This window comes from Erwinia sp. PME.40.26/001 (genome assembly GCF_055556675.1).
Genome location: NZ_JBVHNP010000003.1, coordinates 359,430 through 376,465, shown reverse-complemented (window position 1 = coordinate 376,465; position 17,036 = coordinate 359,430). Strand labels below are relative to the sequence as shown.

Here is a 17,036-nt window from a genome sequence, read left to right as displayed (position 1 = left end):
TGCGCATTGAGGATGGGAACCATGAACTGGGAACGTCAACTGTGTATCGTCACGTTAACCCTCGGGCTGAGTACGCTCGCCGCCGCTGCCCTGCCGGACAGCAGCCGGCTGGTCTGGCACAGCATCACCTTCGGTCAGTCGACCGACGTCAATTTCGCCACCAACGTGCTGGCGGAAAAAATTGGCCGCAATGAAACCCGTCTGGCTGGTGGCGATCCCGTCCCGCCGGCAGGCAGTGCGCTGAGTGTCCCCTTTACGCTGGAAAGCCGGGGTGGCAAGGTCGGCAACAGCCATGACGGGCTGACGTATTACTACACGCGCCTGCCGGCGGATGCCAACTTCCAGCTGGACGCGGACGTGACGCTTAACCAGTTTGGCCCGGAAAACGGTGCCAGACCGGCCGGACAGGAGGGCGCTGGCCTGCTGGTGCGCGATATCCTCGGGCCGGCACGCTCCCCGGAGGTTATACCCGGTAATGAAGAGCTTCCGGCCGCGTCGAATATGGTGATGAACACGGTGATGGCCGTCGGTGATAAGCCGCCAGTGGTGGCGCTGGTGGCCCGGCAGGGCGTGCAGCAGCCCTGGGGCAATACCGGCATTGGCATCGTGCGTGAGCCGTATCAGCCGCTGGCCAGCCCGCAACATTTTTCACTGCGCCTGAGCCGCACGGATGCCGGCTTTGAGGTGGCGTATGCCCCGCAGGGCAGCAGCGCATGGATCCGTAAAACGGTGGCAGGTGCAGACCGCATCACGCAGCTGGATAAAGCCGGTTACTACGTCGGCTTTTTCGCCGCGCGCAATGCCCGTCTTACGGTCAATCAGGCCTCGCTGACCCTCAGTGAAGCACACCCGCAGCCCGGCATCCCCTATGTGCCACCGGCTCTGCAGCCGCGCATTGAAGTGATGTCATCACCGGTGCTCACCCGGTCCCCCAGCCTTTTCCAGCTGCGCACCAACGGTAACGGCCAGATTGCGGTTGCACAGGGCGGTAACGCGCTGCTCAGCCAGACGGTACACGGCGGGCAGGTGGTGACGGTGCCGGTACAGGCCACGGTGGGCGGCAGCGAGCTGACGGTGACGTTCACTCCGGACAGCGGCCCGGTCCTGACGCAGATCCTGCCGGTTCGCCTGGCGAAGGTGAGCAATCCGCTGGTGCTGTACGCTTCAGCGCAGGGCGTGGCGGGCAATGACGGCTCACCGCAGCACCCGCTGGACGTTGCCAGCGCGGTGAATCTGTTAGCCCCGGGGGGCACCCTGTGGCTGGCGGACGGTGACTACCCGGCCAGCGTGATACCGGCCACCGCCAGCGGCACCGAAAAACAGCCGAAAACCCTGCGTCCACAGGGCGGCAGTGTGGTGTTTCACGGGCTGAAGCTCGACGGCAGCTACTGGCAGGTACAGGACATCACCGTGACGGAGAAAAGTTTTCATATTGCCGGCAGTTATAACCATATCGATCGCGTTCGCGCCCATCACGCCGACGATACCGGCATCTGGGTCGCCTCGCCGGAGGGGATTGGCCGTGCCCTGTGGGCCAGCCATAACCTGATTAGTCATTCGGAATCCTGGGGCAATCAGGATCCGGGGCGGAAAAATGCCGACGGCTTTGCGGTGAAAATGCGCGTGGGCGAAGGCAACCGGCTGGTGAACTGTTACGCGCACGACAACATCGACGACGGTTTCGACCTGTTCAATAAGATCGAAGACGGCCCGAACGGTAGCGTCACCATCGAAAACAGCCGCTCCGCGCATAACGGCAGCAACGGTTTCAAGCTGGGGGGCGAAGGCCTGCCGGTGGCGCATACGGTACGCAACAGCCTGGCAGAAGAAAACGGCATGGACGGCTTCAGCGATAACTTTAACCCCGGCGCGCTGGTGGTTGAGGGGAACCGCGCGCGGGATAACCGGCGCTTTAACTTCCTGTTCCGCCCGTCACCTTATGTCACGCCGGATCAGCAGGGGCACTTTCGCGGCAATATCTCGCAGCGGACGACACCGGGAAAATATCCGGATGTGGTCAGCGGCAATATCGCTGCCGGCAATGATTTTTATATGAGTAATTAACACGAAGTTCTAAAAAAATATCAATATTCTCTGGGATGACATAATGAAAAATAACAGACTGCTGCTCTGCGGTCTGCTGCTGGCCAGCGCCGGCAGTCAGGCTGTGACAATCGATCTTCGCCACGAGTGGCTGGATGACAGTAAACAACATAAAGACCGCGCCATGGTGTCGCACCGTTTTGCTAACGGCCTGGGTTTCTCGCTGGAGGCAAAGTGGAAATCAGGCGGAGATAATTCGAATAAAGCCTTTAATAATCTGGTGGATAACGGAACGGAAAGTACCGTCAGTTATCAGTACAAAGTGACGCCCGCCTGGTTTCTGCAGCCAGGGTTTACGCTGGAATCCAGCTCTGACAGCAGCATCTATAAGCCGTTTTTAACCACCGGTTACCAGTTTGATAGCGGGATTTATTTTAACGTGCGCTATCGCTATGAATATACGCGCTACACCAAAGAAAATACCGACGATAAGAAAACCAACCGGGGTGAGTTCTGGCTGGGCTATCGTCTGGCCGACTGGCGCTTTGAATATAACTATATTTATAAGCACAGCGATCAGGTGTTGTATGACAACGACAAATGGGATTACGAGCAGGATTTGAAAGTCGCCTATAACATTAACAAGCAGTGGACGCCGTATGTGCAGGTGGGCGATGTCTCCGTCAGGAAAACGGCAGATGACCGGCAGACGCGGCTGCGCGTGGGCATTCAGTATAACTTTTAAGGCGGCTTAACCTGCGCCATATACCGCCCGCCGGACGACCCTGCGGGCGGTTTTGTCATGTGCCGATCAGCGCCCGGCGCGGCAGACCGATGGGATAAGACCGGTTAGTCCGCCGGACTTGATGAGAAAGCGTCAGATTCGTGAGTGTCTGCAGTCAGTATCCGGCTGATTTCGCTGCCATATCCCCGCACCGTCAGCACCCCATCCAGCAGCTCCACCACCGCAAACGGCACGTCTTCCGCGCCGTCGAGCATCCCTTTCATGGTGATAAAGTCGGTATTCTCACGCCGCACGTAGCCGCCGCGATGGTCGTGCCCGGTAAAGCAGGCACGTACCTGATAGCGGCACAGCAGCTCGGCCAGCTCGCCGCCGTTCCACAGAATATGCCCGGTGTGCGGGGCCAGCGGATAGTGGCCGAACACCACCACCGTTTCTCCCAGCAGCCGGGCCTGTTTCAGCTGCTCTTCAATCCAGGCAAACTGGGCGCTGCCTACGGCACCATTCCACAGCTGGCCCTGCGGCTGCTGACGTGCGATCAGATCGGCCAGCATGGCCTTCGCCTGCAGACGGTCGCCGCCGTTACCCTGATTGCAGTACAGGCTGATGTCGTTACCGTCGAAAATAATAAAGCGGTAGCCCGCCAGGCGAAACTGATAATAGCTTTTGGGTAAACCGGCGGGGGGCGTGTGTGCCGACGTCAGGCGGTCGGAAATGACCTGTGCGTCATGGTTGCCGATCACCATCGCATGGGGGTGATGCAGCGTTTCATACAGCGGCAGCAGCGCCTGATAGCTTGGCCAGTGGCGATCCACCATGTCGCCCAGGGTGACGACAAAATCGAGTGGCTGTCGGTTAAGGGCGGCGATCGCCTTCGGCAGCTTGTGCAGGGCGTGGCGGTAGTAGAGATTTTTCGGCACGTCGGCATCAACGTCGGCGTACTGCGGGTCGGCCATCAGCCCAAAGCGCAGCGTGCGATCGGCCGGATGCGTGGCGCGCATCCGGGGCGGCTGGTACATCATGGCGGCTGCGCCCAGCGCCTGGCGTTGCAGGTCAGAAAGGGGGTGAGGCAGGGTGTCAAAGGACATGATGAAACTCCGTTAGCGGATACCGGCACGCATAAAAGACTGAACAAACTGACGCTGGAAGACCAGAAACAGCACCAGCAGCGGTAACGAGGTCATCAGCGTTGCTGCACCCACCAGCGCCCACTGCACGCCCTGCTCCGGCGCAGAGAAAAGCTGAAGCCCGACGGTAATCGGCCGCACGCTGACCGAGTCGGTGATCACCAGCGGCCAGAGGAAATCATTCCAGTGGAAGCTGATCGACACCAGGGCAAAGGCGATGTACACCGGCTTTGCCAGCGGCACATAAATACGACGCAAGATAGTCCAGCGGCTGGCACCTTCAACAATGGCCGCCTCTTCCAGCACCAGCGGGATGCTTTTAAAGGTCTGGCGCAGCAGAAAGATGGCAAATGCCGAGGCGAGGTAAGGCAGCGCAATTCCCCACAGGCTGTCGCGCAGGCCCAGTGCGCCCACGGTTTTGTAGTTACTGAGGATCAGGACATCGGGGCTGATCATCAGCTGCAGCAGGATCAATGCAAACAGCAGCCCGGAAAATTTCAGCCGGAACCTCACCAGCGCATAGGCCGCCATGGTGGCCAGCACCAGCTGACAGATAACAATCATCAGCACCAGCAGCGTGGTGTTGAGGAAGTAGCGGGCAAACGGGGCGGCATGCCAGGCGTCAATAAAGTTCTGCGCCGTCAGCGGTGAAAACAGGATAAAGGTGCCCTGGTCGGACGCCGGGTGAACCGCCACCCAGATAGCCACCAGAATGGGTAAAAACCACAGCAGCGCCGCCAGCCAGATCGCCAGGTTCAGGCACAGGCGGCCCACGGAAAACGGGCGTGCAGGACGTATCATCGTCAGGCTCATTGGTAGTGGGCTCGCTTATCCAGCAGGTGGAATTTGATGAGAGCCACCGCGCCGAGGATAACCAGCAATACCACGGTCATCGCGGAGGCGGCCGGTAAATCCCAAAAGCTAAAGGCGGTGCGGTAGATGTAAAACAGCAGCAGGCTGCTGCTGTTATTGGGCCCGCCGTTGGTCATGGCGATCACCTGATCGACGATGCGGAAGGCGTTCATCGAGGCATTGATCAGAATAAACAGCGTAGTCGGCATCAGCAGTGGCCACTGCACGCGGCGGAAGAAGTAGCGGCGGGACGCCCCCTCAATCTCTGCCGCCTCGCTCAGACGCGGGTCAATCTGCTGCAGCGCCGCCAGATAGAAGATCATAAAGAATCCGGCCTCACGCCAGACGGACACCGCCATCAGGCTCCAGAGTGCGCTGTCAGGATCGCCCAGCCAGTTGACGGGCGGCAGCGAAAACAGCGCCAGCAGCTGATTCAGCAGGCCGAGCTGCGGCGTGTAGAAAAACAGCCACAGATTGGCGATGGCAATCATCGGCAGCAGCGACGGAATGAAAAAGGCGGCGCGGGTCAGCGCACTGCCGCGCAGGCGGCGATTAACCGCCAGCGCCATCAGCAGCGCCAGCCCCACCGCCAGCGGAATGGTGACTGCTGCGTACAGCAGGTTATTGCGCAGTGACAGCATAAAGATGTCGTCATCCAGCAGCGCGGCATAGTTATCCAGCCCGACAAAATGGGCCGGATGACCGTTGCGTGCGGCAGAAAACAGGCTCTCCCACATCGTCGCCACGGCCGGGTAATGGGTAAACGTCAGGAGAAAACCCAGCGCCGGTAGCAGCAGCAGATAACCGTAAATCTGCAGCGACAGGCCGCGCTGACGTGCGGCAGGGGCGGCGATATGAAACGTGCTCATCTTGTGCCCGTTACTGGTAAGGTTTCAGCAGGCGGTCGGCCTGCTTCTGCGCCGATTTCAGTGCCTGCTCAGGGGTTTTCTCCTGGGTGACGGCCGCTTCGATCGCATGGTTCAGGGCTTCCTGAATCTGTACGCTGTTATAGGTCGACAGCTCGGGCTGGGAGTATTTGAGCTGCTCACGTGCTACCAGGGCCTGCGGTACCTGCTTCACGTAATCCTGCATCACGGCGGTATCCCATGCTGCCGGGGAGGTGGCTACGTAACCCGTTGCGATACTCCAGCGTGCTGCCTGTTCCGGTGCGGACACCCAGCGGATAAAGGCCATGGCGGCTTTCTGCTGTTCCGGGCTGGCGTTTTTAAACACGTAAAGGTTGCCGCCGCCGGTCGGGCTGCCGCGCTGCGTTTTCTCTGGCAGCATGGCGACGCCAAACGGGAACTTCGCATTTTCACGTACGGTGGTCAGATTACCGGTGGTGGTAACCATCATGGCCGTTTTGCCGCTGATAAAGTCCTGTGGGGTGGTGCTCCAGGCGATAGCACCTTTAGGGGATACGCCCTCTTTCTGCCCCAGGTCGGTCAGCCACTGCAGGGTTTCAATGTTAGCTGGCGTGTCGAAGGTCACGGCGGTGCCTTTGCCATTATCCAGACGGCCACCGTTGGTGGCCGCCAGTCCCTGGAAGTTCCAGTAGCCGTTCGGCGTGGACGGGATCTCAATACCCCACTGGCTCACGCCTTTCTCGTCTTTCACCACCAGTTTTTTCCCGAAGTCGACCACCTGCTGCCAGCTGGCAGGCGGCGTATTGCCGTCGAGGCCCGCTTTTTCAAATGCCTGTTTGTTCCAGTACATCACCACCGTGGAACGCTGAAAAGGGATGCCCCACACCTTACCGTCGATATGACGGAGGAAGGCCGGATAAAAGCTGTCGATCCACTTTTTACCCTCATCATCATTCGCCAGATCGCTGGCGGCACTGATGGCACCGGCGTCAATCAGAGAATAGGCTTCAATGTCACCGATCACCGCCATCTGCGGGGCGTTGCCGCCGCGAAACGCAGTCAGGGCTTTGGTTACCGTGGTGGCATAATCCCCGGTATACACCGGCTGGATGCTGACGTCCGGGTGCAGTTTTTCAAAATCGGCGACCAGGGTATCGACGGTATGGCTGACTTTGCCGCCTACGGCGATCGGGTAGTACATCTGCAGTTTCACCGGATCGGCGGCGAAGGCTGATGAAGCAGCGCACAGCAGCAGGGCAGAGGTCAGGCGTGAGACATGGCGAACTGGAGACATGATTTTCCCTTAGGCGATAAAATAATGATTAAACAGCATATTTTTGTTCTGACGGTAAAGCGGTGTGTTCCGCACCGTAGCAGCGTTTGCCGCTGGCGGTGACGAAGAAATAGTGTCGGGAGGCTGACCACTGCAGCCCGACCAGGCTGTGTTCACTGAAGCGCCTCATGCCGGCGACTTTGACGGTGATTGGCTCGCGGCAGGCGGCGATCTGACATACCAGCAGGGTGTCGGCCCCCATATATTCATAGCTGATGACCCGGGCGGTGAGCGCCGCACGGTCGGCAGCGGTCAGCTGAATATCTTCCGCGCGCAGCCCCAGGCTCAGGGCGGCTTCATGGCGGTGTTCCACCACCGGGATCGGCATCTCTCCCAGGTAATGGTGCTGGCCCTCGCGCCGCAGCGGAATGATATTCATCGGCGGTGCGCCAATAAACTGTGCGGCAAAAATGCTGGCGGGGTTGTTGTAAAGATTATCCGGGGTGTCGTGCTGTTCGATAGCGCCGTCGTTCAGCAAAATAATCTTATCGGCCATGCTCATGGCCTCGGTTTGATCGTGAGTGACGTACAGCATCGTCAGGCCGAGCTTCTTCTGTATGGCGCGAATTTCGCGGCGCATGCTCTGGCGCAGCTTGGCGTCGAGGTTAGAGAGCGGCTCATCCATCAGACACAGTTTATTATTGGCGATCACCGCACGGCCCAGCGCCACGCGCTGCTGCTGTCCGCCGGACAGCTGGGACGGCAGCCGGTCAAGCAGGGGTTCCAGCTCCATCAGGCGGCTGACTTCCTCCAGACGCGCGGGGAAATGACGCTTGTCTTCGCCACGGGCGCGCAGGCCAAACAGCAGATTTTCCCGCACGCTGAGGTGGGGGAAGAGCGCATAAGACTGGAACACCATCGACAGCTTACGCTGCGATGGCGGCAGGGCGGTGACATCGGTCTGCTGAAAGCAGATAGCGCCACTGTCGGCAGACTCCAGTCCGGCGATGGTACGCAACAGGGTCGACTTGCCACAGCCGGAAGGCCCGAGGAGTGCGATAAAATCGCCTTCTGCCACCTCGAAGCTGATGTCGTTGAGCGCGGTTTTGCTGCCCCAGGCTTTGTAAATGTGGTGAAGAGAGAGATAGCTCATACCCGCTGTGCATCTTTGCAATAATAAGTGGCCTTACGCTAGCGGGGCGGAATGACGTTTTTATTAACGACGGATGACGCTTGTAAGACAGGGGGCGTCAGGCCTGACCGGATGGCGGGTCAGACGGCGGGAAACGGCCGGATTTTCTATTTTTTATTACTGGTATGAATAAATAATCATTTTTTACCTGGTGCGGTAAAAATATAATTACCATATTTTTTTTAGTGCGTTAAATAGATCTTTAAACGTTAAGGATGCGTGGAGATTATTCCATCTCAAAAGGGGGGTTTAGGGTAAATAGCGCGTTTTATTACTTATTCTGATAATAAATATGACTGTTGTGCATATTTTTTCATGCTTTTGCCATTAGTGCTGAATAAGCCGGAAAGCTCAGGTTATACTAATGTTGAAATTAGCGGAGATAACTAAAAAAGCATATTTTTTTCGACTATTTTATCATTTTTATGTGTTTTTCGATACTTTTTCCTGCCCTTGTTAGGGTGGTTAATTTTTTTTACTTATTTTTAATCATGGACTTAGTGTGGTTTTATGCGACTGTTTCTTCTGTTAGTGAATAGTCTTATCGATTAATAAAATTTATCGATATGATAATTTATTGTTACTTTACATTAATTACCTGCAATCCACAGACTTCTTCGCACTCTATCTCATTTAAAGAGGCCATTAAGACTCAGTGTAACGATTCCCGTAAATTATATTGCGTCATTTCCTGTCACTGAAATAACAATTATTTCTGGTGTGGAAGGCTTTGCTTTAAATAAATGGATGAGCAAAAGCAGCTGCCAGTGAGGTGACTGCTTAATTGTTTTTTATAAAAAGGAATTGCAGTGATGAAAAAAAACAGTTTCAGGCTGAGTGCACTGACGGTCTCCGTTGTCGTTGGTATGAGTAGTGCTGCTTTCGCCGCCGGCGTAACGCCCGCCGTAAAAGATATCACCGCACTGAGCCATAATGGCCAGGGTCAGTACACTGGCGGAGGTTCAGTCTTTATTGGTGGCGATAACCTGACCGTGGTTAACGACACGCTTACCGGGTCCCGCTGGGTGAATATCAACCCTCGCACACCGGGATTTGAAGCCCTGCTGAACAGCAGCGGTTATAAAGGTTACATGGACGCCAGCGCGGCCAGTCTCGAGGGCGACGTACATTATCTGATCAATGAAGACTATCAGCGTGCACTGCACGGTGAGCGCCAGGCCCATGCCGTCAGCCAGAACGGCTATTCGGTGCCGGTTGGCGTTGTTAACGGTCTGAAAATGGGCACGGCCGATCAGCGATATCAGAAAACGCAGTCCGTTACGCTGTACCAGCGTGATGCGGCGGGGGTTATCCAGTATAAGAAAAATGCAGATGACACCTTTGTGCTGGATCAGAGTGGCAATAAAATCCCTCTTACCGTGACCTCCTCCCTGGTGCTTGACCGCAATGCGGATATATATCTCAAGCCGGTAACCAGCGTGGGCGGTGAGTTTGGCCTGCTGAATGCGGCGATCTATTCGAAAGTGGTTAGCCTGCAGAATGATGTTACCGCGGCCGTTGCCGTGAACGGTAATCTGCAGGAGAACACCGGCAATCAGCGTGCCCGCGATGTGCTGGTCATGAAAAATACCACCATCGACAACACGCTGGATAAAGACGCCGTGCGCGTGGGCGCTTCCGGAACTAATGGTGACCAGCACGGTGATGAGCACAATTACAGTGAGCGTCCGTTTGCCACTGGCCTGAGCATCAACAGCAGCAGCGTCGACCATCAGTTTGATAAAGACGGACAGATTGTCTCGTCCGGCGTGTTGACCCATCAGGTCGCCAGCTCGGCCAACGTGGTGCTGGATAATGCCCAGATTACGGCCAAAAACATCGCCGCCGTGCGCCATGATGATAACAACAACGGTGGTCATCATTATGATGCCTACGACCGTTATGCCGATAAGCGTTCTACGGCAGTGGCGATCACCGGTTCTGGCCTGTTTGTCTCTATTGCCAACCAGTCTACCCTCTCCGGTGGGGTAAACCACGCCGGCAATGCCCTGAGCCTGTCCGGCCATGCCAACCGTGTTGATGTGAATCAGTCAACGCTCAACGGTAACGTCCAGTTGGATCATGACGGCTATCGCCCGACCGTCACCGTGACCGTAGTGCGGGACAGCAAGACCGGCCATTACATCGCCAATGGTGCGGCCGTGGCTAACAACAGCCTGCTTAACCGTGAGCATAACGGCACCACCCTGAATATCGCCAATAACAGTGTGGTTAATGGGGATATTACGGCTTCTGGGCAGACGGGATATTACGTTCAACTGGTTGACGTGACGGCGTCGGATGCGCCGGTGACGCTGACCGATGACGTGATCATTGGTTCAAGCTCGGCGACGGCGATTTATAAAAATGCCGTCAGCAGCGCTAATCAGACGCTGCTGGCTAACGCCGGTGCCGCCTGGACGCCAGCGACCGTTAACCTCAACCACAGCACCCTGAATGGTCGCGTGGCGGGCATTACCTCTGTCTCGCAGCCTGATTTCATTGTGGGGGGGACGGATGTGCTGTCCCGTCATCCGGATTTCAACGTCACTAACGGTTCCGTATGGAATGCCGCAGCGACGGCAGATGGCGGCCTGGCAATCAGCGACGTGCACGATCTGAATCTCTCCGCTTCCACGCTGAACATGATCAACATGGAAACCGACAATGCGACACTGGGTGGCCGGGGCCGCTATGAAGATGTTGGCGCAGCGCGCGTTGTGGTACACGGTAACCTGACGCAGGATAAAGACAGTAAGGGCAACAACCTGACGTCACTGATTAACATCGGCAAGGCTGTGGCCGATCCGCTGCTGAACCTGGGCGGTGAGTACACCTACGGATCGATGCAGGTGAAAGGATCTGCGCAGGGCACCTACAAGCTGGCTATCGCTAACTCGGGTGTGGAACCCTATGTGAAACAGGGCTACATTGCCGATCGCGGTGACAAAAATGCGGCCAGCAAGTACAACCCGCACAGCTTTGTTAACTATCAGGCCAGCGGCAGCAATGCACACTTCTACGGACGCACAGAAATGGGTGTCTGGCAGTATGATGCAGTCGACCAGTTAAATGACAAAGTGCACAACGAACATAACGTGTACTTCAAAAATAACGGTCATCTGTCAAACAGCGCCGCGACGGCGTTAAGTATGGCGGCATCTCAGGTGAATGTGGCCAGCCTGGAAAATGAAGCGTTATCCCAACATATGAAAGCCTCGCGTCACGCGATGGACGATGGTGGCGTCTGGCTCTCTTACTTTGGCGGTAAGAGCAAAAATACCACCAGCGCAGGCGCAGGCTACTCTCTGGATACCAACGGCGTGATGCTGGGTGTGGATAACCTGTTTGATGCCAAAAATGGCGGCAGCTGGTTAGCAGGTCTGGCGTTCTCTTCTGCACGTTCAGATATGAGCGTAATGAACAGCAGCGGCGACCTGGACAGCTACGGTGCGCAGTTCTATCTGTCCCGTCATTTTGACAACGGTCTCTTTGTTGATACCACCGCGCAGTTTGACCACTTCAGCAACAGCGGCGACGCCCGCACGCTCGATGGCCAGCGTTCACGCTCTGATTTCTCGGGCAACGGCTACGGTCTGGGTATGACCGTGGGCTACACCTGGGCTGATAACGGTTACTTCGCAGAACCCTATATCAAAGCCACCGGTCGGACAATTGATGGCGCCCACTACACCATGAACAACGGTATGGTGGTCAACAGTGATGACTACAAATCGCTGCAGGGTGAGATTGGTGCCGACGTGGGTTACACCTTTGATATTAATCAGGGCTACATCAAGCCTTATTTCCACCTGGCGGGTCTGAACGAATTTGCTGACAGCAATGAAGTGAAGCTGAATAACGTCACCATGAACAACAGCATTGATGGTGCGGCGGTTCAGGTGGGGGCAGGTGCCGAGGTGAAACTGATGAAGGATGTCGGTGGTTTCGCCAGCTTCAATTATACCAAAGGCGATGACATTGAGCGCCCGTGGCAGGCAAACGTAGGGGTCAGTTACTCCTGGTGATTGTCTGTTAATTTCCCCCCGCCTTTGGTCTGAGGCGGGGGTTTTTCCGGCTATGGATAGCAACTATATGATGAAAAAGATCGTAGCGTCGGCACAGAAGCAGCAAGTGAAATTCGTTAAAACCGTCTCACAAAGTAACCATGATGGCGGGCTCATTCCTGAAGAGCTGAGTGAATATGCCGACAGGCCGCTTTATATCCTGATCGCGCTGTGGTGCCGCTGTCAGCATAAATGGATAGACCGCAAACAAATCTCTGCCGCGTTTGCGATCACCGAACGCCGTGCTTCCTTCCTGATGTCCTACATTATCCGTAAAAATGAGATTATTCATTGCCAGACGCGTAAAATTAAAGCGCAGGGTTCACGTCATCTGTGTCATGAGATCCTTATTGAACAGGTCTTTTTAACGCCTGAAAACGGAAAAAAGACCCCTCAAAATCAAGCCAGTGCTAAGCGCCGTCCGCGTGAAAATACCTGTCGTCACGACATGCGCTGGCTGCTCAGCCGCGCAATATCCGGTAAATCATAACGTAGTGTCAGGTGCGGTCCGTGAGCGCCTGACGTTGCGCTTTCCCTGCCACAGGTAACTGAGGGTGGCAAACAGGCACAGTGAGTACCCCAGCAGTTCACTCCCTTCTTCAGCCATGTTTTTCACCGTGCGGTTATAGCCCTCCAGCATCAGATGTTCCCAGAGTTGGTGCATACCGAACAGGCGGGAGAAAACCAGAATCGTCAGCATTCCCGCCGTCATCAGACCCCACGCCGGGTGAGTCATAAAGGCTGCCAGACCCGGGACGATGCCGCGCGCATCCCGCAGTGCCAGCGCAAGGCAGGCCAGCGCTAAGGCCAGAGCAAACCAGAACCAGCTACCGTGCGTGATCTTATCAAACAAAAAATCCAGCTCGCGGATCAACATGCAGCTGAAGAAACCGCCGACCAGCACCATCACCGGGCGCTGTAGCGGGGAACGCCAGGCACGGTGAAAGAACATCAGTGCAATAGCCGCCAGCATGGCTTCCTGAGCGATTTCCGTGAATGAGGTTTCGTGGACGGCATTGTTCATCCACACCACATCAATAAATACCAGCCCCATCATCATACTGAGGAACAGGGCAGACCCTAAAAATGCGAATGTTTTATTTTTTATTATGGTTAAGTCAGTAGACATATTGCCTCCCAGTGATCAATTGGGGGGCAATGATAGGGATGTTAACTGACAGAACTAGCCATTTTATGCGGTTGTCGTGGCCACCGCACATAATGTCATGTATCGCACGATTTTTTAATTTAACTCATTGTTATAGTTGGTATTTATTTTCCTGTTTTTCAAACCACTCGGGGGTGACATGCCAGGGTGCCTGGTGGAGCTGCGCGATCCCCTGTTCAATGACCTGGTCTGCCATCTGGTGCAGGGTTGCATTGCCATCGGTCAGCAGGCGAATTTGTATTCGTTTTTCTATCAGATACACCCGTGCAAAATGGGGATCGAAATGAATGATGGATCGCGTGTTGTCGATGATGTCTGCCAGCTTAATAGTCTGCGCATCGGCTGAGGCCTGCTGGGTGTGGCGGAAATGCGCCACCTTGCGTGCCGTACGGTTCTGCCCGGCGCTGGCACCTTTGTTGGTCAGCATTTCTACCAGCGAAGCAACCCGGTCGCCGAAGTGGGTACGGATATCCTCCAGCGTGCTGGGGGTGTCTTCCACGGTGTCGTGCAGCCACGCGGCGGCCAGCATCTCTTCATCGTCACTGACGCTGCGCACCAGTTCAGCCACGGCGGCCGGATGCACTATATAGGGTTCATCGGTATACTTTCGTCGCTGCCCGGCTTCTGCATGGGCTTTGCTGGCGTAGCGCTGTGCCTGTTCTTCCAGTGTCTGCATATTACACTCCCTGATAATAAAGTTGCTTGCAAATATATAGCGCACTATTTATATTGTTGTCATGACTAAAGATAAAGATGACAAAAAAGCAGCGGATGCGCCACTGTTGCTCGATCAGCAGATGTGCTTCGCTCTTTACTCCGCCAACCTGGCGCTGCATAAGCTCTACCGGCAGCTGCTGGCCCCGCTGGAGATCACCTATCCTCAGTACCTGGTGATGATGGTACTGTGGGAGCGCGATGACGTAACCGTATCGGAAATCGGCGAGCGGCTGTTTCTTGACTCCGCTACCCTGACTCCGCTGCTGAAGCGCCTGGAGACGGCGGGCCTGTTACACCGCCTCCGCTCGCGTAAAGATGAACGCCAGGTGGTGGTCACCCTGACCGATGCCGGGCGTGAACTGCGCATGAAGGCGCTGGATATTCCCGAGTCAGTCCGCTGTGCTTCGGCCTGTGAGCTGGAGACACTTCAGTCACTGAAGGGCGAACTGGAAATACTCCGCGATAACCTTAACCGCTGACGGCGGTGAAGGTTGCGCATAACGCTATGCTGTAACAATATATATAGTGCGCGATTTAATCGCTCGTAAAATAAACCAACAGGAAGCTCACCATGTCTTTAGAAAAAGTTGTATACCGTGCAAAAGCAAAAGCCACCGGTGGCCGTGAAGGCCGTGCGACCTCCTCCGACGGCGTGCTGGATCTCCAGCTTGGCCTGCCAAAAGAGATGGGCGGGGCGGGCGGTAACGTCACTAACCCGGAACAGCTGTTTGCTGCTGGCTACTCGGCCTGTTTCCTCGGGGCGATGAAGTTTGTCGCCGGGCGTGACAAACTGGCCATGCCAAAAGAGGCGTTCGTGGAAGGCGAAGTGGGTATCGGCCCGTTGCCGACCGGTTTTGGCATTGAGGCGACACTGAACATCCACCTGCCGGGCATGGACAGCGCTGATGCACAGAAACTGGTTGATGCTGCCCATATCGTTTGTCCTTACTCGAATGCCACCCAGGGCAATATCGACGTGACGTTGACGATCATTAACTAAGTCCCTGACCGGGGCTGAGGCCCCGGTGATGTTCCTGCCTTGTGTGCCATCCTTCCGCTGTTACCCCTTCTGCGGGTTTAAACGTAAAAATGCCAAAATTTTCGTTGTTCACAGACTAACGTCCCTGAGTGTGTTTAACTACGCCCCCTACTTTTCTTATCAGATTCCTCTGGTTATGGGCGGCCTTAAGGTTTATCGGTGTTATTACCGAACTCTGGGGCAGTGCCAGGGTCTGATTAGCGTTCAGATCGTTTTAGCACTCGTTTAGGTTACGCCAGGATTAAAGGTCCAATGAATTCTATTAAAATGTATTCCCAGCAAAAGTTGTCGCTGTTGCTGGCCTTCTACGTCGGACTGTGTTTGAACCTTCCGGTGTTTTATCGTCGGTTTAGTCCCTTTCTCGATAAATTTAACATCATGCAGTGGCTGTCCGCGCTGGCAGAAGGGACAGCAGCCGTACTGCTGACCTTCTTCCTGTTTCGTCTGCTGTCGCTGGGTGGAAAATGGTTCTGGCGGATAACCGCCACGCTGCTGGTAGTGATTTCCGTTTCGGCCAGTTACTACATGGCCTTCTTTAACGTGGTGATTGGCTACGGCATCGTCGCCTCGGTGATGACCACGGACACCGACCTGTCGAAAGAGGTAGTGGGTTACCACTTTATTCTCTGGATGGTGCTGGTCAGCCTGCCGCCGCTGGTGCTGATCTGGTGGAGCAGCCTGCGTCTGACGCTGCTGGAACAGCTTAAAACGCCGGGGCAGCGCATGATGCCGTTGCTGACGCTACTGCTGGCTCTGTTACTGACCTGGGGTCCTATCCGCTATTTCGATAAAATCCAGAGCGCTAATGAGAAAGTCACCAACATTGATCTGCCGAGCTATGGCGGCGTGGTGGCACACTCTTATCTGCCGTCTAACTGGCTGAGTGCCGTCGGGCTGTTTGCCTACACCACCTATGACGAACGAATGGACAGCGGAAACCTGCTCGATCCGGCGAAGAAGTTCACCTATAACGCGCCAGAAGGGCTGGATGATACCTACGTGGTCTTCGTGATTGGCGAAACCACGCGCTGGGATCATATGGGACTGCTGGGCTACGAGCGTGATAACACGCCGAAGCTGTCGAAAGAGAAAAACCTGGTGGCGTTCCGTGGGGAGTCCTGCGATACCTCGACCAAGCTCTCCCTGCGCTGCATGTTCGTGCGCGAGGGCGGGACCATGGATAACCCTGGCCGCACGCTGAAAGAGCAGAACGTCTTTGCCGTCCTGAAGGAACTGGGCTTCAGCTCCGATCTCTTTGCGATGCAGAGTGAGGTGTGGTTCTATAACAACACCGACGCTGACAGCTACGCCTTCCGCGAGCAGATTGGCTCAGAGAAGCGTAACCAGGGGAAATCAGTGGACGATATGCTGCTGATCCCGGAGCTGAAGGCCTCTATTGACGATCACCCTAAGGGTAAACACCTGGTGATCCTGCACACCAAAGGCTCTCATTACTTATACTCTCAGCGTTATCCGCGCGAGTTCGCCCGCTACCAGCCGGAGTGCCTGGGCGTGGACGATACCTGCAGTAAAGAGATGCTGATCAACGCCTACGACAACTCGATTCTGTATGTCGACACCATGCTGGACAGCGTCTATGACCAGCTGCGTGATAAGAAAGCGATTGTGTTCTACGCTGCCGATCACGGTGAGTCCATCAGCGAAAATATGCACCTGCACGGTACGCCACGTAATATGGCCCCGCCGGAGCAGTTCCGCGTACCCATGATTGTCTGGGCGTCGGATAAATATCTGGAAGACCCGGCAAATAAAAGTGCTTTTGAGCGGTTACAGGCAGAGCAGAAGGCAGGGAAAACCCATCGCCACGTTGAGCTGTTTGACACCATCCTGGGATGCCTGGGCTATACCTCGCCGGACGGCGGGATTAAGCAGGCTAATAACTGGTGTGCCGACCCGAAAAAACCGTAACCGTAACTGTCACGGGGACGA

General features: G+C 55.7%; 14 protein-coding genes. 7 read left to right on the top strand and 7 right to left on the bottom strand.

The window, feature by feature from the left end:
- Window positions 1-21 precede the first annotated feature (21 nt).
- The gene (locus tag ACZ3HG_RS12140) at window positions 22-2,064 is read left to right on the top strand and encodes a right-handed parallel beta-helix repeat-containing protein (protein WP_465332928.1); all 2,043 of its coding nucleotides are present in this window, start codon (window positions 22-24) and stop codon (window positions 2,062-2,064) included.
- 43 nt (window positions 2,065-2,107) lie between these two features.
- On the top strand, window positions 2,108-2,788 hold the full coding sequence (locus ACZ3HG_RS12135; RefSeq protein ID WP_062743984.1) for an oligogalacturonate-specific porin KdgM family protein: 681 nt from the start codon (window positions 2,108-2,110) through the stop codon (window positions 2,786-2,788).
- 104 nt (window positions 2,789-2,892) lie between these two features.
- Here ACZ3HG_RS12135 and ACZ3HG_RS12130 read toward each other — a convergent pair whose 3' ends face one another.
- Genes ACZ3HG_RS12130 through ACZ3HG_RS12110 form a run of 5 tightly spaced genes read right to left on the bottom strand, consistent with a single transcriptional unit; the run spans window position 2,893 to window position 8,056 of the window.
- The gene (locus ACZ3HG_RS12130) at window positions 2,893-3,873 is read right to left on the bottom strand and encodes a metallophosphoesterase (RefSeq protein WP_465332927.1); all 981 of its coding nucleotides are present in this window, start codon (window positions 3,871-3,873) and stop codon (window positions 2,893-2,895) included.
- Window positions 3,874-3,885: 12 nt separating this feature from the next.
- Window positions 3,886-4,713, bottom strand: coding sequence for a carbohydrate ABC transporter permease (locus tag ACZ3HG_RS12125; RefSeq protein WP_162901001.1), 828 nt, complete (start codon window positions 4,711-4,713; stop codon window positions 3,886-3,888).
- 8 nt (window positions 4,714-4,721) lie between these two features.
- Entirely contained in the window at window positions 4,722-5,633 is a 912-nt protein-coding gene (locus tag ACZ3HG_RS12120; RefSeq protein ID WP_191934391.1) for a carbohydrate ABC transporter permease, read from the bottom strand.
- Window positions 5,634-5,643: 10 nt separating this feature from the next.
- Window positions 5,644-6,924, bottom strand: a complete 1,281-nt coding sequence (locus ACZ3HG_RS12115) for an ABC transporter substrate-binding protein (protein ID WP_191934392.1) — start codon at window positions 6,922-6,924, stop codon at window positions 5,644-5,646.
- 28 nt (window positions 6,925-6,952) lie between these two features.
- Window positions 6,953-8,056, bottom strand: coding sequence for an ABC transporter ATP-binding protein (locus ACZ3HG_RS12110; RefSeq protein ID WP_465332926.1), 1,104 nt, complete (start codon window positions 8,054-8,056; stop codon window positions 6,953-6,955).
- Window positions 8,057-8,907: 851 nt separating this feature from the next.
- Between ACZ3HG_RS12110 and ACZ3HG_RS12105 the strand changes: the two genes are divergently transcribed.
- The gene (locus tag ACZ3HG_RS12105; RefSeq protein ID WP_465332925.1) at window positions 8,908-12,123 is read left to right on the top strand and encodes an autotransporter outer membrane beta-barrel domain-containing protein; all 3,216 of its coding nucleotides are present in this window, start codon (window positions 8,908-8,910) and stop codon (window positions 12,121-12,123) included.
- Between the two features lie 67 nt (window positions 12,124-12,190).
- On the top strand, window positions 12,191-12,652 hold the full coding sequence (locus ACZ3HG_RS12100) for a CaiF/GrlA family transcriptional regulator (RefSeq protein WP_465332924.1): 462 nt from the start codon (window positions 12,191-12,193) through the stop codon (window positions 12,650-12,652).
- Here the strand turns inward: ACZ3HG_RS12100 and ACZ3HG_RS12095 are convergent.
- Together ACZ3HG_RS12095 and ACZ3HG_RS12090 are read right to left on the bottom strand one after the other, a co-directional pair.
- Window positions 12,647-13,291, bottom strand: coding sequence for a hypothetical protein (locus ACZ3HG_RS12095; RefSeq protein WP_465332923.1), 645 nt, complete (start codon window positions 13,289-13,291; stop codon window positions 12,647-12,649). The genes ACZ3HG_RS12100 and ACZ3HG_RS12095 overlap by 6 nt on opposite strands.
- 130 nt (window positions 13,292-13,421) lie before the next feature.
- Window positions 13,422-14,006 carry an HD domain-containing protein gene (locus ACZ3HG_RS12090; RefSeq protein WP_465332922.1) on the bottom strand — a complete coding sequence of 195 codons (585 nt, stop codon included), beginning with the start codon at window positions 14,004-14,006 and terminating at the stop codon, window positions 13,422-13,424.
- Window positions 14,007-14,067: 61 nt separating this feature from the next.
- Here ACZ3HG_RS12090 and ACZ3HG_RS12085 point away from each other — a divergent pair, with 61 nt between their 5' ends.
- The 3 genes from ACZ3HG_RS12085 (at window position 14,068) to eptB (ending at window position 17,015) form a co-directional block, all read left to right on the top strand.
- Window positions 14,068-14,526, top strand: a complete 459-nt coding sequence (locus ACZ3HG_RS12085; protein WP_191934398.1) for a MarR family winged helix-turn-helix transcriptional regulator — start codon at window positions 14,068-14,070, stop codon at window positions 14,524-14,526.
- 92 nt (window positions 14,527-14,618) lie between these two features.
- A complete protein-coding gene (locus ACZ3HG_RS12080; protein ID WP_191934399.1) occupies window positions 14,619-15,047 on the top strand; it encodes an organic hydroperoxide resistance protein in 429 nt (142 codons plus the stop codon).
- A gap of 291 nt (window positions 15,048-15,338) precedes the next feature.
- On the top strand, window positions 15,339-17,015 hold the full coding sequence (eptB, locus tag ACZ3HG_RS12075; RefSeq protein WP_191934400.1) for a kdo(2)-lipid A phosphoethanolamine 7''-transferase: 1,677 nt from the start codon (window positions 15,339-15,341) through the stop codon (window positions 17,013-17,015).
- Window positions 17,016-17,036: the final 21 nt, after the last annotated feature.